The sequence below is a fragment of the Aquimarina litoralis genome, assembly GCF_039523995.1.
In the GTDB taxonomy this organism is placed as follows: domain Bacteria; phylum Bacteroidota; class Bacteroidia; order Flavobacteriales; family Flavobacteriaceae; genus Aquimarina; species Aquimarina litoralis.
This window is the reverse complement of the sequence record NZ_BAAAGE010000007.1, coordinates 158,247-182,258: the sequence shown is the minus strand read 5'-3', so window position 1 is coordinate 182,258 and position 24,012 is coordinate 158,247. Positions and strand designations below refer to the sequence as shown.

Genomic DNA, 24,012 nt, shown 5'->3' with positions numbered 1-24,012 from the left:
TAATGGCAAATAAAAGAAATCTCAAAAAAGATATTAACTACGTATTAGGAGATATTATAGAAGAAGTTTATATCTGGGAGGAAAGTAATCCTGATAAGGATAAAAAAGCAGGTGAGGAGATCATAGATGAAGCTATCAACTCTTTTGATACATTGATGACAAGAGTTAGTGATCGATCCATAGAAAATCCTGCTCAGCATTTTAAATCAATTCGAGAAGATTTAGAAAAAACAGCGAAGTCTTTAGCTGAAAAAGTAAATTCGTTATAATTTTTTTAAAAAAGTATTTGCAAATTTGATTACAGAAATTATATTTGCAACCGCTTTGCCGATATAGCTCAGCTGGCTAGAGCAGCTGATTTGTAATCAGCAGGTCGTGGGTTCGAGTCCCTCTATCGGCTCTTTAAGTATAAATCCTAATTTCTTTATGAAGTTGGGATTTTTTTATACATATGAATAATAGAGAGTTGCAAAAGATTAAATAGTTTTTTGGAAGATTTTATAGATTGTTATAGAACAATAAAACCCCAAACTTGACTAAAAGTCTGGAGTCTTTTACGAAAATAAGCTCTTCTAAACCTTAAATACAGCAAGTGTAATAAGGAGGAATAGGAGAAGTAGGATTAGCTGGATGGAAATAACATCCAGGAATATAAGTCGCACCACAAACTGGATTATTAACTAAATCGGTGGTTGTACAACAAGCTAATGCAGGATCACAGCATCTACTGCCACCTGGACGCAGGCCTCCTCCTAAAATTGATTCTTGTTCCTTTTTACCTAGTTTTTGAGTCCCATTTAGATTTAAAATCCTTTTTAACATGATTTAAAGAGTTAATTGTTAGTTAATTAAGGTAACTAAAAAAAGCTTTAAATCAATTGAGGTAATAAAGTGAAATAGCTAAGGTATAATTGTAGTGCTACCAAAGGAGACTAAAAGAGTTGTGATTAGTTCGTTAATTCTTCCGTTCTCTTAGCTTCTTTAGCTTTTCGCTCGTCTAAATATTCAGTAAGTTGTCTTCCGTAAAGCGATTTTTTTACCTTTGGAGATAATGAATTTACAACCGTATCTAGATATTTTATATTTGCATCAAAAACTTCATTTAGAGTAATGTATGGAGCTACTTCTAACTTCCGATTATTAATTGCAAAATTGATAGTATAAAGATATTTTTGACGTAACAAATTCTTATAGGCCACATCATTTTCAGCTAGTTTCTCTTCATCATTTTGCTTTTTTGCTTCATAATCTTCTTTAATGATTCTAAGATTTCTATCCTTAAATCTTTTATTCATCTTGTTATATTCTACTAATTTGGCTTGGTTTTTACCACCAGAAATTATAGCATCTTTTTCAAAGCTATTTAAAGAAGTGTTAATTGTAATTTGTCCTGGTTCAGCAAAAAAATCTATCCTATCATTATATTGACTTCCATCGTGTTTGTCTAAAAATAAATAGTGAATTTCTGGTTCTTCAACATTGGTTTGAAATGCGAATTGTGGATCTCCTTCGATTACTAAAGAATCTAGGTTTACCAAAATTGTATCTTGTATCTTCTGTAGGTATAAAGTTCCTTTTTTGAGCCCTTTTACAGTACCAGAGATTGAAACATTTCCTTCTTTTTTAGGGGTGCTACAAGAGATAAATAAAATGCTTAAAAGCAATATAACAGAAAATCGTTGCATTAAGGTTTTTTTAATTTTAAAAATGGTGTACAAAGATGCTATAAATTCAATTGAAAAACTAACTTCCTGAAGCAATTTGCATCAATATTGTACATAGGATTGCTCCATAGGTTCCTACTACATATCCAAAAACTGCTAATAATACACCTACAGTAGCTAGTGAAGGATGAAAAGCAGCAGCAACGACGGGTGCAGATGCTGCGCCTCCTACGTTTGCTTGACTACCTACAGCTAGAAAGAAATAAGGTGCTTTGATAAGTTTGGCAACTCCTATTAGTAGAACTGCATGTATGGTCATCCAAACCAATCCAATAGCAATAAGACCTGGATTTTCTAAAATCATACCTAAATCCATTTTCATACCTATGGTAGCGACAAGAATATAAATAAAGATACTACCAAGTTTACTAGCTCCAGCTCCTTCGTATTTTTTAGCTTTAGTATAAGAAAGTAAAATTCCAATAGCGGTTGCAATTGTGATCATCCAGAAAAACTGCGAGGTAAAAGAAGATAAGGCAGAACTTTTATCATTAAAAACTTCGAAATTAGTGGATAAAAATTTCGAAATCCCTCCAGCTCCCCAGTGAGCTAAGCCAACTGTAGTAAAAGCTATGGAAAGCATTATAATATAATCCGTTAATGTAGGGTTGCGATTTACGCTCTCTGCATAACTGGAAACTTTTTCTTTTAAAGATTCGATAGCACTACTATCCGCTTTTAGCCATCTATCAATTTTTGCACTTTTTCCAATTCCGATTAATAAAATTGCCATCCAAAGATTTGCAACGACAATATCAACCAGTACCATTCCACCATATTTGTCAGGATTGTATTCATAGATTTCTAACATAGCTGCTTGGTTAGCACCACCGCCAATCCAACTGCCGGCTAGCGTAGACAATCCTCTCCATACCGCATCAAAACCTGCTCCTCCAACGGTATCAGGAGAAATTAATGAAATTAATAATATTGCTAAGGGGCCTCCTATAATAATACCTAAGGTTCCCGTGGCAAACATGATTAATGCTTTTGGTCCTAAATTGAATATTCCTTTTAAGTCAATACTTAATGTCATTAAGACTAAGGAAGCAGGTAATAGATATCTGCTGGCAATGTAATAGACATTAGAAGATTTTTCTACAATCTCACCATTTGCACCAAGTTCTTTCCACTCTGGAGAAATAATTCCTAAAGAGTTAAATATAGCGGGTAATAAGTAGCATAATAAAAGTGCAGGAACGATCTTATAAAAACCCTGCCAAAAGCCCGTTTTAATCGAGGATGTGTAAAATACCAGACCAAGGCATAGCAATAAGATTCCAAAAACAATAGTGTCGTTAGTGAAAAAAGGAATATTTTCCATAGAGTGAGTTCGTTTTATGAGATGTGTTGCAAAATACAATTTTTGAAATTAACACTAGTGTATAGATTCTTTCTAGTCGTTAATCCAACTTTTTAAAGTAGAAATTTGCTGGGTGGTTGCATCTGGATTCTCCTTTAGAATCACTTTCTCTATTGTTGGAGAAATTACTTTAGAGTTAAATTTAAGTATTTGATTATTACGTTCTATGGTAAATAAAATGTCATCTCCAACTTTCCACTTGTTAGAGTCGCTAAAGAGATCATATATATTTTTAATCGAATATTCTTTTGTGTTAATTCCTAGTAAGATATCATTTTTTTTAATGCCTACTTTTCTAAGAAAATTACTTCGTTCTGCACCTTCAGTGAACATAACTTTTTTTGTGCTTTCAGATCCTTTAATAAAAGGCTCTTGCTCATGAATGAAATAACCTGAAGGGATTTCTACTGAATTATAAATTAGGCCAACTTTTTTAAGGTAAAACCCATAATCGATAGGTATGTTATTGATCACATGAGCATTTAAAAAATCAGCAACTTCTGGATAGGACACTTCTTTAATAATATCAATTAACTCATCATCTTTAAAGGGGTTTTCGCTACCAAACCTGCCTGATAATCCTTTAATTAAATCTAAAATACCATAAGCTCCAGAACTTTTTTCGCGCATTATAATATCAATACACATGGAGATGAGTGCACCTTTTTCATACACGTTCCCATAATTTTCTAAATAAGGGCTTTGTAATATGTTTTTACTCATTTCGGCAAAAGAGTGAGTGTCATCAAAGTTTTTGGAGTTATTAATTTTTTCAAGTATTCTTTCAAAAAATACTTCTTTACCGATAAGAGCTTGATTTATTTGAAATAATAAAGAGAAATATTCAACGGTTCCCTCATATAGCCACAAATGTTTGGACATTTTAGCATTATTATAATCAAAATTATGTATTTCTTCTGAGTGTATACTTAGCGGTGTTACAATATGAAAAAACTCATGAGAAACAACATCGGTTAATGATTCGTCTAATTTTTCTAAAGGAATAGATTCTGGTAACACGACTACAGTAGAAGTATTATGTTCTAAAGCACCAAAACCTTTGGCGTCTCCATTTTTAGCAGTAGAAAGATACAGTAAAACACTGTATTTTTTTGTGGTGTTGATATAGCCAAGAAAGTTCTTTTGGGCTCGTATCATTCTTTCCATTTGAGGCATCAGCTGTGCCGCTCGGTATACTTTATTGGGAGAGTATACACTTAATAAAACCTCTATTTCATTAATGTTAAAAGTTACCCGATCTGGAACAGTATACATAATAGGAGAATCTGCCAAATCCGCATATCTTTTAAAAATAAAAAGATCCGTATCGTAGGTTGATCCTTTCGGAGGATCTTTTGGTAAATATTCTGATAAAGAAGTTGAGGCTTCCATTTCAATTGGGTGTTTAATGAAGAGATTATATTTTTTCTCTTTCATTTTACCGAAATATCCAATGAAGGCATATAGATTAAGAATAAAATTTTCATTCGGAGAAATATTCGTTCCTGTAGGAGAAAAAACCTGATGAGTTTCTTCAATATCAAATGTGTCATTTACCAGATAGGTAATCCTTCTTAAGGAATTAGAGTTGCTAATCTTCCATCGATTATCGCCAAGTTTTTCGACATCAAGCTCGTTATCGTCAATATCAAAAGCTTTAAATTGCTCTATATATTTTCCATAATCATTGTTTTGGTAAGTACCAGGAACAATTTTAGGTAAATAATAACTAATAGTATCTGTTTCGATATTACTAATCTTTAATTCTACCGATACTTTGTCATCTATAATATTTACTAAATCTAAAGAAGCAATAACAGGTGTAGTGTCTATTCTTATTACAGGCTCTACAGATTTACAGCTTGCAATAGCATACAGTAAAATACTATAAAGAACATAAGTTCTAATTAAGGTAATTTGTTTTAGCACAAGTATCAGATATGGTTTTTAATATAAGTAGCTACACCATCCTCTTTTCCCGACAAGGTGACTACATCTGCAATTTCTAAAGTTTCGGGTTTTGCATTTGCCACTGCAACTCCAGTGCCAACAGCTTTAATCATAGCAATATCGTTATAATTATCACCAAAAGCTACAGCGTCTGATAGAGAAATTTTAAAATGAGTATCTAACAACAATTCGATAGCTGTTAATTTTGAAATACTTTTATGAGCAATTTCTATATAGGTGGGTTTAGATCTATAAAGATGTAACGTATTACCATAATTATTTTCTAAGAATTGATAAGCTTTATCAATGTGTTTTTCCTCACCCATACACATGATTTTATGAGCGCCTTTGTTTTCCGCTTTCCAACTATTAATTACTTCTTTGGTTGGTTTTACAACGGGATTTACTTTGGTGTTTTCAGCTTCTCTATTTGCCCAAAAATCCATAGATGGAACAAACCAATCATCATTATGATATAGACTTATATGAAAAGAATTTTCAGTATTAAAATTGTGCAAGTCTTGAATAATTTCAGGGGCTATAAATGTTGAATGAATAGGTTTGTTATCAACCAATACAAGACCTCCATTATAGCAAATTAAGGGCAAGTGAGTAATATCTAACTCTTTTTGTAAATGAGTCATAGCACTCGGCATTCTTGAGGAAATAAGTACTACAGGAATCTTGTTTTTAATTCTTTTTATTTCTGAAATAGTAAAATCTGAAAGCTCTCTTTCTGCATTTAACAGCGTACCGTCAATGTCAGAAAAAACAATACTAGGTGAATTCAATTCTGAAGGATTAGGTTAGCAATTCTTTTTTCTAAAGGTAGCTATTTTTTTGCAAAACTTGCAATAGTTGTTGTCACTTCAGGCATAATTTCTAGCCAATATTCGTTGTAAGATTTATGATTTTCTAACCTACTTCCCTTTATTTCACGAAGAATATGGTTCATATTTTCTATAAGAACATATTCAGCATTTGGAACAGCTTCTTTTAATTTTTCTGCTTCAGAAACTTCTACTTGAAGGTCCTTGTCACCCTGTAGAATCAGTATTGGAATGTCTAAGTTTTTTATTTCTTCAGAAGGAGTGTACTTTAACCATGACTTCATAAATGGTTGTAGCTGATACCCAAAGATGGATTCTAGAGCTGGATCGTAATTCATAGCTCTTCCTTTTTCTTTGAGGTCAGAAAAAGCTACAGCAGCACTTTTATCTAGACCAGGAGCTTGTTTTTCTAGTTGCTGCACAACAATTTGATCAATAGATTGTGCATTTCCTGCAATAGAAATAAAACCATCCACATTATTTTTTGCTGCAATCATACCTATTAGAGATCCTTGTCCATGCCCAGCGATAATGATTTTGGTATAATTTCCATTTTTTTGAAAATAGGATACTACCGCAGCAGCATCTTCTATAAAATGATCTATTGATATTTCGTTTTCCCGTATGCCAAAAGCATCAATTTTAAAAAGTCGTTTGTCATACCGATACGAAGCCACACCTTGCTTTGCCAATTGAGTGGCTAATAATTTGAACGCATCATTTTTAGACATTCGATCATTTCCCTCTCTATTAATAGCGCCCGCATCCATTATAAAAATCACTAATGGAACCTTGTCGTCTGAGTATGGTGTAGCTAAAGTACCTTCGATAAAACGATTGACTCTAACAACAGCAGAATTATATTCTTTTTCTTCTTTCTCTTGCGCTAAACAAATAGTAGTTAAAGCTATTAGAAAAATGGAAAATCGTACTTTCATATATCAAGGGATTTACAACACTATATTTATGAAACGACAAAAATGTTGCCATATTTTGGATATAGATTCTTTTGATAAAATATTCTTAGTTAAACGAGACATTTAACGATTCACTAACATACCCTTTTTTATCTTTGTGGCAAAATCCAATACATGATTGTTCGATACACTACGCTTTTATTTATTTTATTTATTTCATGCAATATCCAAGCATATACTTACGATTGGGGAAAAACTGGACATAGGGTTACGGGACAAATTGCAGAAAAATATCTTACCAAAAAAGCTAAAAGAAACATTGATAAGTTACTGAAAGGACATGGTCTGGCATTTGTTTCGGTTTATGCAGATGAAATAAAAAGTGATGATCAGTACAAAGGATTTAGTCCATGGCACTATGTTAATTTCCCTTTTGGCAAGAAATACGGAGAAGAGACCCCAAGTAAGTATGGAGATTTAATAAGAGGAATTGAAAAATGTGTATCGATATTAAAGGACGAAAATACTTCTGAAAAAGAAAAGGAATTTCATCTTAAATTATTAGTTCATTTCGTGGGCGATTTGCACCAACCGTTGCACGTTGGTAAAGGTGAGGATAAAGGAGGGAATGATATTCAAGTTCGTTGGTTTAGAGATGGTTCTAATCTCCATAGAGTTTGGGATAGCGAGATGATTGATTACTATGGTATGAGTTATACCGAACTTGCCGATAATGCAGATGAATTGTCTTTGTCCGAAATATCAGCCATCGAAAAAGGAGATGTGCTCTATTGGATTTATGAATCCCAAAACTTGGCAAAACAAGTATATGGATCTGCTAATGTAGGCGAAAAATTAGGGTACAAATATATGTACAACTATTTTCCAATAGTACGATCACAATTACAAAAAGGAGGAATTCGATTAGCCAAAATTTTAAATGATATTTTTGGATAAACTCTACTCGCTTACTGTCGTTAAGTCTTTACGGTACTGTTTAGGAGACATAGAAAAATACTTCTTAAAAGTCTTTGTGAGATGACTTTCATCGGTATATCCTAACTGGTATGCAATCTCTGCAATCGTAAATTCTGTATTTTGTAATCGGTACTCTACCAGTTTCATTTTGTATTTGGTAACATATTGATGAATCGATTCTCCAGTAGCTTTCTTAAAATAGGTGCTGATAGAACTTTGAGACATATTAAATTTATCTGCCATATAACTGATCTTTGTTAAATCATTGTCATATACGTTTTGTCTAATATGACCTAGGATTTGATCAATTCTAGAATCTGTTATGGATACATTTCTCTCGTGACTGCTATATTTAGCAGAAATATTACGAACAATAATACTTAAAATTGTACTGATAGCATTGGAGATAATTTCTTGATAATAAATCTTTTCATTTTTAAACTCTTCCATCACTACGTTATGAATATCCCAAATGATATTCCTGTCTTCTTCATGAGTGATCACATCACCCGGTATGATATTAGGATGATGCAAAAGTTGTTCAATTCTTTGCAACCAGTATTTCCTATCGGGTAAGTTGACTTTACTGGAAAATAAAAGCTCGGTAAATTTGAAATGAGTAAATCCAGAATGTTTTTCAATTTCGAAATGATGCGTGTCTTCAGGAGCTAATAGAAAAATATCATTTTTCTTATAACGAAATCTAATACCATTTATAGTATGATATCCACTTCCTTTTTCTACAAAAATAATCTCAAAATAGTTGTGATTATGTGGTTCCGCTTCCCATTTATCAAATGCATATTGATGTACAACAAAAGTTTCATGTAAGGTATATCGATTCATTATCAGTGCTTTCTTTTGTTTTAAAGTTACAAAAATAAAATCAAACAATATAGTGATTTTGTACTTGTATTTTTAGTTTAAATTATTCAATTGTATTGATAGTTAGAGGGTTACGTTTTAATTATACAAGTTGTTTGCTCAATTTTACAAGTTGTTTTTTGCTCTTGCGATATATTTTTGCTGCCCAATTTTTCACACAAATGTATATGAAGTTTAAAGTATATCTATATACGATATCAAGGGTGCTTTTTGGTCTCTATTTGGTAGTTCATTCGGTTTATAACGTTTTTATATATTCAGAATTTCTAAAAGAAATAAATGCTTATTTCGAATATACAGAGTGGTTTACGCATCCGCTGATTGAATCCCTTGCGCCATTGGTTCCTTTTGAAGAATTTATATTAGGGATGTTTTTGGTGCTTGGAATTTTTACTAAAGAAGTCCTGATATGTGCATTATTATTGTTTTCCTTTATATCACTTTTCTTACTGGATGCTAATTTTCCATTTTTGGCTATAATGCATGCAATGTTTTTTGTGATATCCTTAATCTTATTGCAGCATAAGAATTATAATATAAAGTCGATGGATTATAATAGAGATTTGTATAATTCTATATAATCATTCTATAAAACTAGGAGTAGGCGATTTTTCTAAATCCAAATTTACTTGATAATTCGAAACGTAAGATTAATTCTAGGTTTTTGTATTTTCTTGGATTTCGGAAGTTGATGTAACCAGTTTTCTTGTGTTTTTCCTTTCATTATTAGCAAACTTCCATGTTGGAGTAATAATTTTTGCTTTAGATCTTTTGTTTTGTGTTTAAAATGAAACCACCTTTCTTCCCCAAAACTAACCGATGCTATTGTAGGTTCTTTTCCTAATTCTTTTTCATTATCAGAATGCCAACCATTACTGTCTTGGCCATCTCGATATAAATTAAGCAAACAGGTAGTAAAATGTTCTGAGGTTATCTGTTCAACCTTTTTTTTGATAATCAGTAGCTCGTTTGTAAATTGATAAGGTTGCATGGTGATATTCGAATACGAATATGTGTTGTTATTATTGGCATATAAAGCAGTAAGACGAGGTTGTGGGTATACTTTGCCAAAAACTTTGATATCATCTTGTTGCCATTGTATAGAGGAGCTGAGTATTTCAAATAAACTATCTGCTTCATTTTTGTCAAAAAAGCTCGGATAGTAATGTGCTTCACCATCAGGTAGTGTAATTGGGATATGTTGGTTTTGATGGGTAAAAAGATCCAAAATAAATATGTTTTAGGTGTATAGATACGCCCAATATATTAAACCAAATTGAAGTAATAATCGTAAAACAAGAACTGTTTTAGGCAATCCAAGACCTGCTTTTTGATTTACTAGCATATGTATGTGTACCGGGAAAAACAAAATAAGCATTGTAATAATTCCCCAAGCTGATATAGATTTTGTTGTTATAAATAATAACCCAATTCCAGCTGTGACTTCTGTTAAACCACTTAAGTAAACAAGTTGTCTATGATAGGGAATATATAAAGGCATGATTCTCATAAAAGCTTTAGGTTTTACGAAATGAAAAATACCTGCAAGAACAAAAATACCGGATAAAAGAAATAAATGCCAACTCATTAAAAACCTGTAGTTTTTTCTTTTCCAGCACTACTTAATGCGAAATCTTTGCTCCTTGTCATTTTTTTGATAAAACCAACTTTTCTAAATCTCAAAGCACTCCAATCTTCATCAATGGCTACTTGTCTAACAGCTTCCAAATTGTAATCTCCTAAAACTCCCCATCCATGATCTCTTGTGATTTCAGAACTGTATTTTTTGGAACTTTTTTTAGGATATGCAAACCATAATACTGCATCACCAACTAATTTTGGATATACAGTTTCTATACGATTTTCAATCTGTTTTTTTTCAGTGACAAATACTAAAGCAAAATCAACTTCGGATACTTGAATTAAAGATTCCTTTACCGTAACATCTTTCAAACAATCTAATTCTTTACAGAAACCTTCTGGCTCGTTTAATATTAAAATTTCATCAAGAGAAGGAGGAAGTTGAAGTTTTTTAAATAAAGGAGTCATGAGAAAAGAATTTTAATTTATATCCACTAATATGTGTGTTATCTAAAGATACAAAAAAATAAGATTAGTGAGATAGATTTTAACGTGTGATGCGTACAGATTGGGTTGAATTATTCGAAAGGTTGTAATAAGATAAATGTTATATGCAAATACGAATACTTTTTTATATGACCCGGTTTTATACGGTTAGAAAGCACTTAGTATTTTACGGTGAAAAAAATCAATTGGAATCCATACCATTGTAAAAACTTTTATACCTAACACAAACTCAACCATGAAAAAATATTTCACATTATTTGTGGGATTGTTTCTTATTTCCACAAGCGTATTTATTATTTCCTGTGAATCTCAGGAATTAGAATCAATCGATCAACAAAATCCACTTGAAGATTTCATACTCGAACAAGCGTATCCCGAAGAAACTGGAGAATTAATTCAGATTTTGTTAGAAGGAGAAGAAGTAGAAGTAGAAAGTGTAAATAAGCATTACATTTTAGAAGGTGATATCAAGGTTTTAGCATCGGAAACAGATAAAGGTGTTGGTAGAGTAGGAGGACGATGGCCTAACAATATAGTTTATTATGCCATCCAAAGTGGGATGCCTAATCAGGCTCGTATTACGAATGCAATTGCCCATTGGGAGTCTAAAACCGCATTAAGATTTGTGAAACGTACCAACGAGACCAATTATGTATACTTTAGAAATGGATCAGGTTGCTCTTCTTATGTTGGCCGAATTGGAGGTCGACAAGAGATTACATTAGCTAATGGTTGCTCTACCGGAAATACAATTCATGAAATTGGTCACGCTATTGGATTATGGCATGAGCAAAGTAGAAAAGATAGAGATCAGTACATTCAAATTCTTTTCGAAAATATACAAGATGGAAGAGAATTTAATTTCAGAACCTATACAGAACAAGGACAAGATGGAAATGAATATACTTCTAGTTTAGATATCGGAAGTATTATGATGTATGGTTCTTATGCATTTTCTAAAAATGGACAACCAACTATTACAAGACGTAACGGGAGTACATATAATGCACAAAGAAATGGATTGTCTAATAGCGATGTAGATGGAATTAATAAGATGTACCCTCCAAGTACTGCTACTGGAATCATTACATTAAAAGGAAACAATAATCAGTATGTAAGTAGTGAAAACGGAAGTAATCCTATGAATTGTAATAGAACAAGTATAGGATCTTGGGAAAAGTTTGAAGTGGTTACTCTCAGTGGAGGAAAAGTTGCACTAAAAGCTAATAATGGTAAATATGTGAGCAGTGAAAATGGAACGAAACCAATTACTTGTAATAGGTCTCAAGTTGGTGCTTGGGAACAATTTACCTTGGAAAATGTTAACGAAAATATCTATGCGTTAAAAGGCAATAATGGAAAATATATAAGTTCTGAAAACGGAACAAAACCAATGACCTGTAATAGAACAGCTACAGGATCTTGGGAACAATTTGTGATATCCGGATTGTAGACTGACTGTGTGAACTGGATTATGTAAGTGGAAAAACACCGCCATGTGAGCGGTGTTTTTTTGTTTATTAGGGCGATTATTCAATAATCTTGGAGTTTCCAGGATCATCGAATAAATTTCCTGTATCTTCAATAAAAGTAATATTAGAAACGGTAGCTTCTCCCAATTTATCTGTCATTCCTTTTTCAGCTGTCCAACCATAAAACTCCCATGCAGTAGCAAATAGAATACCATCTACAGGTTTAAAATCTTTATATTGTATAGCATGAGGATCCGCTTCGGCCTTAGAAATATCTCCATCACTTCCAAAGGTTACAATATAAGCTGCTGCTTTTAGTAACTTAGCATCTGGATCTGCATAGATTACGTACCAATCATCAGGAGCATCTCCAATACCATCTTCAAAAGTAAGTTTGGCTGTACTATGAATTTTATTTCCTAGTTTGCGATCTTCTTGCATTTCCCATTTCGTACCGGGATCACTGAATTTATAAGGGAACCCGAAAAAGTAAGTCCAGGTAAACATATCAAATCTCGCTCCTTTGTCATTAGCATCTGCAGGATGTAGGTATACTTTTTCTCCATCATAGACTAAACTACTATTATCTTTTTTGTCGATTTTAATTTTTGAAGAATTGGTAAGCATCGTAATTTTTCCTTCTAAGTGTTCCTTACCGTTAAATAGAATTTTGATATCAAAACTTATGGCTTTATGTTTTAGGAATTTTTCTTTTTTATGAGCTTTTTCAATACTCTTAATAAAATGATTGGTGATAGATAAAGCTCCATCTCCAATTCCTCCATCAGCTTCAACCGGGATTTGTTCGATTTCTTCTTTTACTTCAGGAACTACTTTCTCTTCCTTTTTTTTCTGATCACATGCTAATAAACCAAGGGTTATCAGGATCAATGTTATTCTTTTCATGGTGAGGTTATTTGTGTTAATAATCTAAAATAGTAAAAGCGCACCTAGTACGATAATCTTTATGAAAATTGTAACAGATAATATGATCTACGGTCTAGGTCTTATGAAATTAAACTTTGTTAATTTTTTTTAAATAATGTAACAAAATTGCTTTGTCGATTACTAATTCCGTATATCTAAATAATTATCATCAATCTAATAAAAATCACATGAAACAATTATCAAAGAATTTTTTGAGTATCTGTATGGTGATGCTTTGTATGGCATTTACTCAAATATACAGTCAGGATGCGATAGGAACTTGGAAAGGTAAATTATCTGTACAAGGAACAGAAGTGTCTTTAGTATTTCATATTGAAAAGAAAGAAGGAGTACTTTCTTCTACAATGGACAGTCCTTCGCAAGGAGCTTCTGGAATTCCAATGGATTCCACAGTTTTTGAAAACAATCAATTAACTTTGATCTTTAAAAAAGCAGGAATTAAATATGTAGCATCTCTGGAGAATAGTAAATTAAAAGGGACTTTTTATCAGGGAGGAATGGAACTACCATTAGAAATGGAAAAATCAGAGAAAACAATACCCGGATATCCATCTTTGGTTTCTTCGGATTCGGAATTAGAAAAAATGGCAAATTTGGATCAAGGCAATTATAAATATTCTGTAGAGGATTATTTTGCAAAACCAAAAGCTAGAAGTTTTCAGTTTTCTCCAAACGGAAAATATCTTTCTTATCGAGAGAAAGATGATAATAGTAAAAATCACGTATACGTTAAGGATATCGCAACTGATAAAGTAACACGTGTCATTGAAGAAAAAGAAGAATTAATACGTGGATACGGTTGGGCAAACAATGAGAGATTGGTGTATGTTATGGATAAAGGTGGAAATGAAGACTACCATCTTTTTGCAGCAAACATAGATGGAACGGATCAGAAAGAATTAACTCCGTATGAAGGTGTTCAGGTAAATATATTAGAAGGTCTAAAAGAGGATAAAGATCATATGATCATCTCTATGAATAAGAATAATAAACAAATCTTCGAACCTTACAAAATCAATATTATTACTGGAGAGGTTAAGCAATTGTTTACCAATGAAGATGCTGCAAATCCAATAGCAGGATATAGTTTTGATAAAGATGGTAATCTACGAGGATATGGAAAAATAAGAGATGGAGTAAATGTAGATTTTTATTATGCTATAGAAGATGGGAAATATGAGGTGCTTAAGCAAATGAATTGGAAAGATACCTTTTCTATCCTAAACTATGATTATTCTACAGATAACCCTCATGATGCATATGTGGTGTCTAACTTAGATACAGATAAGTCACAAATTTATTTATACGACTTAAAAAAAGATAAAGTAATAAAAAAGTTATTCTCTAATGATAAATATGATGTCTCTAATCTTTCATTATCTAGAAAAAGAGGATATGAATTAGACTATTTCTCTTACCAAGGAGAAAAGAGAGTAGTAGTGCCAGTAAGCGATTATTATAAAAAATTACACTCAAAAATTACTAAAAAGTTTCCTGATCATCAGTATTCAATTGCAGGAAAGACAGATGATGAAGATAAGTATTTGATCTTCTTACAAAGTGATAAGTTGTATGGAGTATATTACTCTTACGATGCTAAAAAAAATACTTTTAAGTTGCTATACAACTTAATGCCGCAGCTAAAAGAGAATGATATGGCAGAGATGCGTCCAATTACTTTTAAGAGTAGAGATGGTTTAACGATACATGGATACATTACATTGCCTAAAGAAGCCATCCAAGGAAAAAAAGTACCATTAGTAGTTAATCCTCATGGAGGGCCACAAGGAATTAGGGATTCTTGGGGATTCAATCCAGAATCGCAGTTATTTGCAAGTAGAGGATATGCAACATTGCAAGTAAACTTTAGAATTTCTGGAGGATATGGTAGAGAGTTTTTAGAAACAGGATTCAAACAGATCGGTAGAAAAGCAATGGATGACGTAGAAGATGGATTACAATACGCTATTGATCAAGGATGGGTAGATAAAGATAAAGTTGCTATTTACGGTGGTAGTCATGGAGGATATGCCGTTTTACGTGGATTAACAAAAACACCAGATTTATATGCCTGTGGAGTTGATTATGTAGGAGTATCTAACTTATTTACGTTCATGAAAACGATTCCTCCGTATTGGAAGCCTTATTTAAAAATTATCAAAGAAATCTGGTATGATGAGGATGTAGCTGAAGAAAAAGCAATTATGGAAGAAGTATCACCAGTATATCAAATCGACAAGATCAAAAAACCTCTGTTTGTGGTACAAGGAGCTAACGATCCTAGAGTAAATATAGATGAGTCTGATCAGATCGTAAAAGCATTGCGTGATAAAGGATTTGATGTACCATATATGGTAAAATATGATGAAGGCCATGGTTTTGCAAAAGAAGAGAATTCTATAGCGATGTATAAGGCTATGATGGGATTCTATGCGAAACATATTGGTAAAAAAGAAACAACAAAACCTGTAAAGGGTTAGTTGTATTCATTTCTTAGAAGAACGGGACTTATTATCTTCTTAGGAATATATCAAAACCTCCTGAAAACTTGGGTCAGGAGGTTTTTTTATTACCTTAAATCAAATACATTCTGGATTTACTCCACTTCCTGTCCTAATCCTAATCCTAATTCTTTTAATAAATCCTCACTGTTTTCCGGTTCTGAATCGGGTTTAGGTAGCTCTTGTTTTGCAAAAAATCTCGGAAAAAGATTGATATATTGATTAAAAGCATCAATTTCCTGATCGATGAGGTCATCGTCTTTGTTCGTAACTAATGTGTCTATAAGATCTTTGTAATAGGTTACGCTATTCATAATATTTTCGAAATGTTCATATTGTTTTTCATAGGATAAACCAGAAAAATAGATTAATTGTTCCTGATATTTAGTAGCCACCTGTTTCCATAATGATCTTGCTTTTTCTGTTTTGTTAATCTGATAATAATTATCAATAAAATCATGAAGTGGTGTATAGTATTCGTAGAATTCTAAAGGAAATTTTTCTAGCCCAAGATCTAAGATTTCTTCCGCTTTCTCAGTTTGATTTTCCTTAATTAACTGCTCTGCCAGTCTGCTTAGATTTGTTCTGTATGAAATGCCATTACGTCTGGTTTCGGTATCATGATAAATCCCTGCACTATCTCCGTTTCCCCAATCCCAGTTCATCACATTTTTATACATAACTTTTGTATTCACTCTTCCTAATTGATATGGATTCGAAGGATTTACTTTAGTTTTAATAGGTACTAGTTTATAGGTCATACCGTCTAGTTGTAGATAGTCTTTCATCCATATATAATCATCATCACCAAAACTACCTCCTGTGAAATAGATAGGACGTTCCCAATCGTTATTGGCTATAATATCTAACATCACTAATCTATGTTTTGGGATATAACCACCTTTTAAATGAATATCGATATAAGGCACAATCTTATCTGCATCTTCCTTAGAAACGATACCATTTTTAAGAACTTTTTCTTTATCAACCGGAATCCTAATGTTTTTAGTAGGAAAGGTAGATACTGTTTTTCCATTCATAAGTTCACCCTTTGTTCTGGGATCATTAGAGGTTATCCATCGCATCCAGTTTTTAATATACATCGTATCTTTAGTAACCTCTTTAAAGAAAATAGCATCGTTGTTTCCATAGGCATAAAATGAATGTTCTAATCCCGAAGGAACAGGTTTACCTTTATAAGCGGCTTTTTTCATCTGATCGACATACCAATCGGTGGCTAAAAGATTTGTAATGAGAATACGAATATCGGTGCGGTATCCTTCTATTTCTTGCAAATACCATAAAGGGAAGCTATCGTTATCGCCAATAGAAAATAGAATTGCGTCTTTTTGACAAGATGATAAATACGTTTGTGCAGAACCCTTGGCGGTATACCTATCGGAACGATCGTGGTCATCCCAGTTCTGAGCTATTAATATTGCCGGAGCGCCTAACAATGAAATGATAATTGCTACATAGGAAGCATACTTGGAGTGTACATAGTTTTTAAGTAGATCAAAAAGAGCAAAAACTCCAAATGAAATCCAGATAGCAAAGACATAAAAAGAACCTACTAAGGCATAATCTCGTTCTCTCGGTTCAAAAGGTCTTTCATTTAAATAGATCTTTAGCGATAAACCTGTAAACAAAAAGAATATAAATAATACCCAAAACATTTTTTTATCACTCCGAAATTGAAAAACAATTCCTAACAACCCTAAAATTAAAGGTAAAAAATAGTAGGTGTTTCTAGCTTTATTATTCGCAGCATCAGAAGGTAAATTGTCCTGAGGGCCAAGATGAAACTTGTCTATAAAATCAATACCACTAAGCCAATTACCGTGTAAATTGGATAATCGTCCTTGTACATCATCTTGTCGACCAACAAAATTCCACATAAAATATCTCCAATACATATAATTGATTTGATATTGAAACAAATAAGATACATTATCCCAAAAAGAAGGAGGTTGTATGTCTAAAAACTGACCAAACGATTCTAAAAATTTATGATAGTCATCATTGTCTAACTCTCCTGAAGCGTATTTTTTTCTGAAATCGATAACAGTTTCTATCAGTTCTTGTTCATCCTGAAATTCTGTTTTTATAGAGAATTCTAATGGTCCACTAAAGATCATATAATTACTAATGTGTTCTGTACTCCACATTCTTGGTAATAGGGTCTTATGCCTATTATCTAAATTTTGTCTAACATTCTTCCAGTCGTTTACGATAATATATTTTCCAGAAGAGGTATCTTTTTCATATTTAGGCTTATCATCTAAATAAGGTTCATTCTCGTCGAGATTTCCATAGATCTCAGAAAATTGTGGACCATAGAAAAGATGTGTCTTTGGGTATTGTTCTAGATTATAATAAGCTAGTAGTTCTCGAGCATTATTCGGATTATTTTCATTAATTACAGTACCACTGTTAGCTCGTACCGGAATCATTAGCCAACTAGAAAAACCGACTAAAATGAATGCCAAACATAATAAAGAAGTGTTTAATAAAGGATATGCCTTCCTTCGGGTGTATCTAAGTCCAATATAAAAAAGAATAAGGATACTTAAAACAGATAATATGGTTCCAGAATGAAAAGGAAGTCCAATAGTATTTACAAAAAATATTTCTGCAAAACTGATATAGGTCAGTGTATAGGGAATGAACAATTTAAAAATGAAAAGTAATACAGCTACTACAATGATATTAGCTATAATAAAATTCTTTAAGGTGATAATTTTATAATTTTTAAAGAAGTATAGCATACCTATCGCAGGAATAGAAAGTAGTCCCATAAAATGTATCCCAAATGATAATCCTATAACAAATGCGATTAGAATGATCCATTTATTTCCTTTTGGAGTATGCATATCACGTTTCCATAATAAGCCTAAGTAAAACATAATGGATAGTATTAGTGTGGCCATAGCATACACTTCGGCCTCTACCGCATTGAACCAAAAGCTATCCGTAAAAGCAAAACCTAAGGATCCCACTACAGCACTACCTAAAATAGTAAAAGGTGTATTTCTTGTATTGCGATTTATGGTGGAAGCTAAATCTCTTAGAAGTATAGTGATTGACCAAAACATGAACAATATGGTAAATGCACTCGCTAATGCAGATGTAAGATTGAGAGTATAGGCAATCTGTTTTGGGTTGGTAGCAAAGACAGAAGCAAAGGCACCGATCATCTGAAATAGGGGAGCGCCAGGAGGATGTCCTATTTGTAATTTAGAAGAAGTAGCTATATACTCTCCTACATCCCAAAAACTATTAGTAGGTTCTACAGTTTTAATATATACTCCTAATGAAATTGTAAAAACTAACCAACCTAATAATAGATTCCATTTTTTAAACTGAGTGATATGCATCTGATTTGATTGTTTCTTTTTTTTTTGAAATCAAATGAAATCTAAAAATTGAATGAATAGAAAGAATGGCGGTCGTAAAAAGGAACTAGTACGGGTATGATTTTATGAGCAATCCCAATAAACAAAGGGTTTATGAGATGTGAAATAAGAGTAGTAAAAGAATGCTAATCTGAAGAACAGACTTTTCGACGTAGGTCATTCAATAGTTGCAATTCTCTGTATTCATCTAAGGAGTAAACTTTTTATTTAGTAATTACGTATTAATTATTTCTTAAAATGTGTTTTACATCGATTATTATAGTTTAAGTGCTGTTTTATAGGTGATTTAAGTAATTTTATACTGTTAGAAATCCTACAAAATGGTAAAAATTATGTGTATTTTGTACGGTAAAACCGTAAAATTTGTGTATTTCATCGATTTAAAAAACCACTTTATCTAAAAGTTTTTAAAACATTTTATAGAGAGGTTTTTTCGGCTTAAATTTACATCAGTTAATCAAAGTAACTTAAGCCCCCAATACTATGAAAGCTATCTTCTTTACCATCGCAGTTTTATTTTCTACTCTAACTATCACAGCACAAGATGTTGCTACTAATGAAGCTAACACTCCTATTGAAAATGTAAAAAGTACTAAAACTGATTTTTTTAAAGCATTGGTAAAAGCAAACAACTTTGATATTACCATTAAAGAAGTAAAGAAAGAAGTTGCTACTAACAAGAATACTACTAAAACTGAATTTTATAAGAGCTTGTTAGAAAAAAATGGTTTTACTACAGATATTAGAAAAACTACTAGATTAACTAATGTAATCGATACAAATAAAAATACTCAAATAACTCAAAAAAATACAGTGGCTAGTTTATTGCCATAATTTAGAGGTCTAAGAAATAGAATATAACTCATAGTAAAAAACTCCTTCTAATCGAAGGAGTTTTTCTTTTCATATGTTTTTATGTACATCATAAACGTATTCTCAATTGTAAGGAATCAATTTGGGTAGAGAATTGCTTGCGGAAGAAAGTAATATTGATTGGACTTATTTGTTTTTTACTAATAGTTCTTTTCTGCTAGTAATATTTAATTTGCTGTAAATATTAGAAATATGCGTTTTTACCGTATTTACACTAATGAAAAGTTCATTTGCAATTTCTTTGTTGGTTTTTCCAGAAAGAATAAGCTCTTTAATAGTATTTTCCTGTTTGCTTAAGGATGAGGTAATAATTGCATTTTGCGCTTTTCTTCTTTTACGTAACACTAAGAAAATAAGGCTTCCAATTATTAATATAGCAATACCATTTAGTAGCATACTAACAGAATATTTTTGTTCAGCTTCTTCCTTGTAAATTAAAGAAAGTTTATTCTCTAAGTACAAAAATAAGGCAGGATCAATTTCACTGGATTTTAGTTCTTTCAGAAGACTTGTGTAATAGGAAGTGTTTTCCATAATGTCCTTATCCAGAAGTTTCTTATCATCCAGTTTTTTGATGCTAATTAATTTTACTAACAAGATTTGAAGTGAATCTTTAATATATCCCTTCGTTCTGAGAAGATACTTGTCAGTATCAAAGTCATCATGTAAAGTTTCAAATTTAGATTCGAATTTCTTCAGTTGTTGCCATTCTTTGTCAGCCTTATTATTCGTAGTATATGTTTCAAAAGGAGAAGATCCTTTTTCAAAATGTATAGAATCGTTTTTAGATAAAATAAATAATTTGGATTTTTTACTCTGTTTATTAGTAGAAGTTTCCTCAGTAGGTTCTAATTGTATCTTGTACAAATGATCTTTAGAGGTAAACCATTTTTGATCAAAAGAAAAATACCCTTGTTCAGAAATGTTAGTAGAAGCTATTCTAGTGTATGAATAACTTTTGTCAGTATCATTTAAATCTACTTTACTTAGGTGAATTTTTTGTTCTGCATCTTTATTTTTTTTTAAAGGAATATAACCAGAGACAATGTCTTGCGCAATCCCCTGAAAACCAATAGAAAGTATTGTTAAAAAAAGAAAAAACCTGTTATTCATTTGTTTCTGTAATCTTTATAAAGAAATGATATTGTAAAAATACTAAAATATGAAATATTCAGATTTAGATAATAAAAAACCGCTTCAATTTCTGAAGCGGTTTCAATTACATTCTAAAAGAAGATAAACGCTTTTGTTTATTTAATCATTTCAAAACTACGCTTGATAAATTCTGTCAATTCTTCACCTTTAAGTAAATTTTGAGATAATCTAGCAAGGTCTAAGGATTGTTTGATAAGACGTTCTTTCTTTTTATCCGTTTTTGTATCTTTTATCTGACTGATCAAATCATGATTGGTATTTACGATTAGATTATACATCTCAGGCATATTACCAAACATATTCATTCCTCCACCACCAGTTTGCTGCATTTCTTTCATACGACGCATAAATTCTGGCTGGGTAATCATAAATGGAGAAGCGTTACTATCCATTGCTTCTAGTTGAACTGTATAGGTAGAAGTAGGGATAACCTTTTCCAAATCTGTTTTTAAGGTTTCTTTTTCTTCATCAGAAAGTTTAGAAATGGTTTCTTCGTCTTTTTTGATAAGATTATCGATGTGATCACCATCTACACGAACAAAAGAAATATTTTCCTTACTAGTTTCTAGTTTTTGAATTAAATGAGAAACAATAGGTGAGTCTAATAATAGAACTTCGTACCCTTTATCTTTAGCAGCAGCAATATAAGCGTGCTGAGCATCTTTATCCGAAGCATACAGGACTACTAGCTTATTATCTTTGTCTGTCTGATTATCCTTTATTTTCTCTTGTAATTCTTCAAAGGTTAAGTACGTATCATCTACAGTTGGGTATAAAGCAAATTTATCTGCTTTTTCGAAGAATTTTTCTTCTGATAACATTCCGTATTCGATCACTACTTTGATATCATTCCATTTATTTTCAAAGTCTTCTCTGTCATTCTTAAATAGAGAGTTTAACTTATCTGCTACCTTTCTGGTGATATAACTAGAGATCTTTTTTACAGCACCATCAGCTTGTAAATATGATCTGGAAACATTTAAAGGAATATCTGGAGAATCAATCACACCACGCAGCATGGTAAGGAATTCAGGTACTATACCTTCTACATTATCTGTTACAAATACTTGGTTTTGATATAACTGAATTCTATCTTTTTGCATATTCATATCCTGCCCAAGCTTCGGGAAATACAATATTCCTGTTAGATTGAAAGGATAATCTACATTTAAATGGATGTTAAATAATGGCTCCTCGAATTGCATAGGATACAATTCTCGGTAAAAGCTTTTATAGTCTTCATCCTTTAAATCTGTTGGTTGTTTAGTCCAAGCTGGATTTGGATTGTTGATGATATTATCAACCTCTTGAGTAGGTGCTGGATCTTCTTCTTTAGCATCCTCTGGTTTTGGTAAGGTTTCAGTTTTTGTTCCAAATTTGATTGGAATAGGCATAAACTTATTGTACTTCACCAAAAGTTCGCTTATTCTATTATCTTCAAGAAATTCAGACTCTTCTTCGCCAATATGTAAGATGATTTCAGTTCCTCTTTCAGTTTTGTCATGTGCTTCTAAAGAATAGGTTGGAGAGCCATCACAGATCCAGTGAGCAGCAGGCTCATCCTTATAAGATTTTGTGATGATTTCTACTTTATCAGCTACCATAAAAGCCGAGTAAAAACCTAATCCAAAATGACCGATAATACCGGAATCTTTAGCACTATCTTTATATTTTTCTAAGAACTCTTCAGCACCCGAAAAAGCTACCTGATTGATATATTTTTCTACTTCTTCAGCAGTCATACCAATTCCCTGGTCAATAATATGTAGCTGTTTATTCTCTTTATCAATCTTTATTTCAATTCTTGGGTTGCCATATTCAATTTTGGCTTCACCAATATTGGTTAGATGCTTTAACTTTAATGTTGCATCCGTTGCATTAGATATTAATTCTCGTAAAAAGATTTCATGATCTGAATACAAGAATTTCTTAATCAAAGGAAAAATGTTTTCAACCGATACATTAATACTTCCTGTTGCCATTTTTTTATGTTTTAGTTTTTATTATCACTATTGTGTCTCTCCTTAGACAAAAAAAGTACCAATCCTATATTGCTGACAAACTGACATTATGATCAAATTATCCATGCTTCGTAAGGATAATAATTGAATTGCGTCTACTTAAATATTAGAACTTTAAGTTTCATTTTTTATGAAACAACTTTAACAATTTTTTTGTTTAGGTTTTTTTAAAAAAAGTTAAACAATGACTATCTTTACTCTGTAAATTAATAGATATGGCATCATCCAGTAAAAAACAAACCGTAGACAGTCAGTACATCATAACTAAGTACATGAATTATGTTCTAGAGCATGATACATACCCTAAGTCGGTGTATAAATTTTGTAAAGAGTCAAAAATAAAAGAAGAAGAGTTTTATGAGTTCTTTGGTAGTTTGGATAGTGTAAACAAAGGCATTTGGAATACGTTCTTTAGTACTACTATAGACGCGATGAACAATAATAAAGAGTACGCTCATTTATCTAGTAAGGATAAAATGCTTACGTTCTTTTTTACGTTTTTTGAAATGTTGACGCTTAATAGAAGTTATGTGTTATTAGCATTACAATATCATAATATGCCTCTTAAAAATTTAGCACAATTGAAAGGGTTACGAATGCATATTAAACATTTTGCTAAAGAATTGATTGAAACGGATAATGATGAAAAGTTATTTAAAATTGCTAAAAATCCAGTATCTGTATATTCAGAAGGAGCCTGGTTGCAATTTTTATTCCTACTAAAATTCTGGATGGATGACGAATCTGCTGGTTTTGAGAAAACAGATATTGCGATCGAAAAATCAGTAAATACCATATTTGATTTATTTGATAATACACCGTTAACTAGTGTTTTAGATTTGGGGAAATTTCTCTGGAAGGAAAAAACCATGTGGAATTAATCGTTGAAAG

The 24,012-nt window shown here is 32.0% G+C and carries 21 protein-coding genes and 1 tRNA gene; 8 read left to right on the top strand and 14 right to left on the bottom strand.

From position 1 onward, the window contains the following. Positions 1–2: 2 nt before the first annotated feature. Both ABD077_RS23995 and ABD077_RS23990 read left to right on the top strand, forming a co-directional pair. A complete protein-coding gene (locus ABD077_RS23995) occupies positions 3–269 on the top strand; it encodes a hypothetical protein (RefSeq protein ID WP_343914743.1) in 267 nt (88 codons plus the stop codon). Positions 270–326: 57 nt separating this feature from the next. Continuing rightward, positions 327–400 (top strand) — tRNA-Thr (locus ABD077_RS23990). Between the two features lie 179 nt (positions 401–579). On the opposite strand, the gene ABD077_RS23985 is transcribed toward ABD077_RS23990, so the two are convergent. The 6 genes from ABD077_RS23985 to ABD077_RS23960 all read right to left on the bottom strand — a co-directional run bounded on the left by ABD077_RS23985 (position 580) and on the right by ABD077_RS23960 (position 6,805). Continuing rightward, positions 580–822, bottom strand: coding sequence for a hypothetical protein (locus ABD077_RS23985; RefSeq protein WP_343914742.1), 243 nt, complete (start codon positions 820–822; stop codon positions 580–582). 125 nt (positions 823–947) lie between these two features. Next, positions 948–1,685, bottom strand: a complete 738-nt coding sequence (locus ABD077_RS23980; protein WP_343914741.1) for a DUF4369 domain-containing protein — start codon at positions 1,683–1,685, stop codon at positions 948–950. Positions 1,686–1,743: 58 nt separating this feature from the next. Next, the gene (locus ABD077_RS23975; RefSeq protein WP_343914740.1) at positions 1,744–3,048 is read right to left on the bottom strand and encodes a DUF819 family protein; all 1,305 of its coding nucleotides are present in this window, start codon (positions 3,046–3,048) and stop codon (positions 1,744–1,746) included. A gap of 72 nt (positions 3,049–3,120) precedes the next feature. After that, entirely contained in the window at positions 3,121–5,016 is a 1,896-nt protein-coding gene (locus tag ABD077_RS23970; protein WP_343914739.1) for a M61 family metallopeptidase, read from the bottom strand. 5 nt (positions 5,017–5,021) lie between these two features. Then, a complete protein-coding gene (locus ABD077_RS23965; protein ID WP_343914738.1) occupies positions 5,022–5,828 on the bottom strand; it encodes an HAD family hydrolase in 807 nt (268 codons plus the stop codon). Between the two features lie 41 nt (positions 5,829–5,869). Beyond that, positions 5,870–6,805 carry an alpha/beta hydrolase gene (locus tag ABD077_RS23960; RefSeq protein ID WP_343914737.1) on the bottom strand — a complete coding sequence of 312 codons (936 nt, stop codon included), beginning with the start codon at positions 6,803–6,805 and terminating at the stop codon, positions 5,870–5,872. Between the two features lie 153 nt (positions 6,806–6,958). Here ABD077_RS23960 and ABD077_RS23955 point away from each other — a divergent pair, with 153 nt between their 5' ends. Beyond that, the gene (locus tag ABD077_RS23955) at positions 6,959–7,741 is read left to right on the top strand and encodes a S1/P1 nuclease (RefSeq protein ID WP_343914736.1); all 783 of its coding nucleotides are present in this window, start codon (positions 6,959–6,961) and stop codon (positions 7,739–7,741) included. 3 nt (positions 7,742–7,744) lie between these two features. Here the strand turns inward: ABD077_RS23955 and ABD077_RS23950 are convergent, their stop codons facing one another. Continuing rightward, positions 7,745–8,608 carry a helix-turn-helix domain-containing protein gene (locus tag ABD077_RS23950; protein ID WP_343914735.1) on the bottom strand — a complete coding sequence of 288 codons (864 nt, stop codon included), beginning with the start codon at positions 8,606–8,608 and terminating at the stop codon, positions 7,745–7,747. A gap of 206 nt (positions 8,609–8,814) precedes the next feature. Between ABD077_RS23950 and ABD077_RS23945 the strand changes: the two genes are divergently transcribed. Next, a complete protein-coding gene (locus ABD077_RS23945) occupies positions 8,815–9,228 on the top strand; it encodes a MauE/DoxX family redox-associated membrane protein (RefSeq protein WP_343914734.1) in 414 nt (137 codons plus the stop codon). Positions 9,229–9,272: 44 nt separating this feature from the next. Here ABD077_RS23945 and ABD077_RS23940 read toward each other — a convergent pair whose 3' ends face one another. Genes ABD077_RS23940 through ABD077_RS23930 form a run of 3 tightly spaced genes read right to left on the bottom strand, consistent with a single transcriptional unit; the run spans position 9,273 to position 10,696 of the window. Continuing rightward, positions 9,273–9,875: an alpha-ketoglutarate-dependent dioxygenase AlkB family protein gene (locus ABD077_RS23940; protein ID WP_343914733.1), complete on the bottom strand. Its 603-nt coding sequence runs from the start codon at positions 9,873–9,875 to the stop codon at positions 9,273–9,275. A gap of 12 nt (positions 9,876–9,887) precedes the next feature. Next, positions 9,888–10,235 (bottom strand): DoxX family protein, encoded by a 348-nt coding sequence (locus ABD077_RS23935; RefSeq protein ID WP_343914732.1) that lies wholly within the window; start codon positions 10,233–10,235, stop codon positions 9,888–9,890. Beyond that, the gene (locus ABD077_RS23930) at positions 10,235–10,696 is read right to left on the bottom strand and encodes a hypothetical protein (protein ID WP_299609244.1); all 462 of its coding nucleotides are present in this window, start codon (positions 10,694–10,696) and stop codon (positions 10,235–10,237) included. Before ABD077_RS23930 ends, ABD077_RS23935 begins: the two co-directional genes overlap by 1 nt. Positions 10,697–10,970: 274 nt before the next feature. Here ABD077_RS23930 and ABD077_RS23925 point away from each other — a divergent pair, with 274 nt between their 5' ends. Beyond that, positions 10,971–12,188: a M12 family metallopeptidase gene (locus ABD077_RS23925; RefSeq protein WP_343914731.1), complete on the top strand. Its 1,218-nt coding sequence runs from the start codon at positions 10,971–10,973 to the stop codon at positions 12,186–12,188. A 76-nt stretch (positions 12,189–12,264) separates the two neighbouring features. On the opposite strand, the gene ABD077_RS23920 is transcribed toward ABD077_RS23925, so the two are convergent. Continuing rightward, positions 12,265–13,113: a DUF6503 family protein gene (locus tag ABD077_RS23920; protein ID WP_343914730.1), complete on the bottom strand. Its 849-nt coding sequence runs from the start codon at positions 13,111–13,113 to the stop codon at positions 12,265–12,267. Between the two features lie 251 nt (positions 13,114–13,364). Here ABD077_RS23920 and ABD077_RS23915 point away from each other — a divergent pair, with 251 nt between their 5' ends. Continuing rightward, positions 13,365–15,635, top strand: coding sequence for a S9 family peptidase (locus ABD077_RS23915; RefSeq protein WP_343914753.1), 2,271 nt, complete (start codon positions 13,365–13,367; stop codon positions 15,633–15,635). Positions 15,636–15,751: 116 nt separating this feature from the next. Here the strand turns inward: ABD077_RS23915 and ABD077_RS23910 are convergent, their stop codons facing one another. Continuing rightward, positions 15,752–19,033 carry a protein O-mannosyl-transferase family gene (locus ABD077_RS23910; protein ID WP_343914729.1) on the bottom strand — a complete coding sequence of 1,094 codons (3,282 nt, stop codon included), beginning with the start codon at positions 19,031–19,033 and terminating at the stop codon, positions 15,752–15,754. Between the two features lie 522 nt (positions 19,034–19,555). Between ABD077_RS23910 and ABD077_RS23905 the strand changes: the two genes are divergently transcribed. After that, positions 19,556–19,906: a hypothetical protein gene (locus tag ABD077_RS23905; protein ID WP_343914728.1), complete on the top strand. Its 351-nt coding sequence runs from the start codon at positions 19,556–19,558 to the stop codon at positions 19,904–19,906. A 165-nt stretch (positions 19,907–20,071) separates the two neighbouring features. On the opposite strand, the gene ABD077_RS23900 is transcribed toward ABD077_RS23905, so the two are convergent. Further along, positions 20,072–21,058 (bottom strand): response regulator transcription factor, encoded by a 987-nt coding sequence (locus tag ABD077_RS23900; protein WP_343914727.1) that lies wholly within the window; start codon positions 21,056–21,058, stop codon positions 20,072–20,074. Positions 21,059–21,195: 137 nt separating this feature from the next. Further along, positions 21,196–23,082, bottom strand: coding sequence for a molecular chaperone HtpG (gene htpG, locus ABD077_RS23895; protein ID WP_343914726.1), 1,887 nt, complete (start codon positions 23,080–23,082; stop codon positions 21,196–21,198). A 254-nt stretch (positions 23,083–23,336) separates the two neighbouring features. Here htpG and ABD077_RS23890 point away from each other — a divergent pair, with 254 nt between their 5' ends. Beyond that, positions 23,337–24,002 carry a TetR family transcriptional regulator C-terminal domain-containing protein gene (locus ABD077_RS23890; RefSeq protein WP_343914725.1) on the top strand — a complete coding sequence of 222 codons (666 nt, stop codon included), beginning with the start codon at positions 23,337–23,339 and terminating at the stop codon, positions 24,000–24,002. The last annotated feature ends 10 nt before the right edge of the window (positions 24,003–24,012 follow it).

Bases quoted from the DNA above. Each gene is read 5' to 3' on its own strand.
- ABD077_RS23995 (WP_343914743.1), top strand. From the start codon at position 3: ATGGCAAATAAAAGAAATCTCAAAAAAGATATTAACTACGTATTAGGA.
- ABD077_RS23985 (WP_343914742.1), bottom strand. From the start codon at position 822: ATGTTAAAAAGGATTTTAAATCTAAATGGGACTCAAAAACTAGGTAAA.
- ABD077_RS23980 (WP_343914741.1), bottom strand. From the start codon at position 1,685: ATGCAACGATTTTCTGTTATATTGCTTTTAAGCATTTTATTTATCTCT.
- ABD077_RS23975 (WP_343914740.1), bottom strand. From the start codon at position 3,048: ATGGAAAATATTCCTTTTTTCACTAACGACACTATTGTTTTTGGAATC.
- ABD077_RS23960 (WP_343914737.1), bottom strand. From the start codon at position 6,805: ATGAAAGTACGATTTTCCATTTTTCTAATAGCTTTAACTACTATTTGT.
- ABD077_RS23955 (WP_343914736.1), top strand. From the start codon at position 6,959: ATGATTGTTCGATACACTACGCTTTTATTTATTTTATTTATTTCATGC.
- ABD077_RS23950 (WP_343914735.1), bottom strand. From the start codon at position 8,608: ATGAATCGATATACCTTACATGAAACTTTTGTTGTACATCAATATGCA.
- ABD077_RS23945 (WP_343914734.1), top strand. From the start codon at position 8,815: ATGAAGTTTAAAGTATATCTATATACGATATCAAGGGTGCTTTTTGGT.
- ABD077_RS23935 (WP_343914732.1), bottom strand. From the start codon at position 10,235: ATGAGTTGGCATTTATTTCTTTTATCCGGTATTTTTGTTCTTGCAGGT.
- ABD077_RS23930 (WP_299609244.1), bottom strand. From the start codon at position 10,696: ATGACTCCTTTATTTAAAAAACTTCAACTTCCTCCTTCTCTTGATGAA.
- ABD077_RS23925 (WP_343914731.1), top strand. From the start codon at position 10,971: ATGAAAAAATATTTCACATTATTTGTGGGATTGTTTCTTATTTCCACA.
- ABD077_RS23920 (WP_343914730.1), bottom strand. From the start codon at position 13,113: ATGAAAAGAATAACATTGATCCTGATAACCCTTGGTTTATTAGCATGT.
- ABD077_RS23915 (WP_343914753.1), top strand. From the start codon at position 13,365: ATGCTTTGTATGGCATTTACTCAAATATACAGTCAGGATGCGATAGGA.
- ABD077_RS23910 (WP_343914729.1), bottom strand. From the start codon at position 19,033: ATGCATATCACTCAGTTTAAAAAATGGAATCTATTATTAGGTTGGTTA.
- ABD077_RS23905 (WP_343914728.1), top strand. From the start codon at position 19,556: ATGAAAGCTATCTTCTTTACCATCGCAGTTTTATTTTCTACTCTAACT.
- ABD077_RS23900 (WP_343914727.1), bottom strand. From the start codon at position 21,058: ATGAATAACAGGTTTTTTCTTTTTTTAACAATACTTTCTATTGGTTTT.
- htpG (WP_343914726.1), bottom strand. From the start codon at position 23,082: ATGGCAACAGGAAGTATTAATGTATCGGTTGAAAACATTTTTCCTTTG.
- ABD077_RS23890 (WP_343914725.1), top strand. From the start codon at position 23,337: ATGGCATCATCCAGTAAAAAACAAACCGTAGACAGTCAGTACATCATA.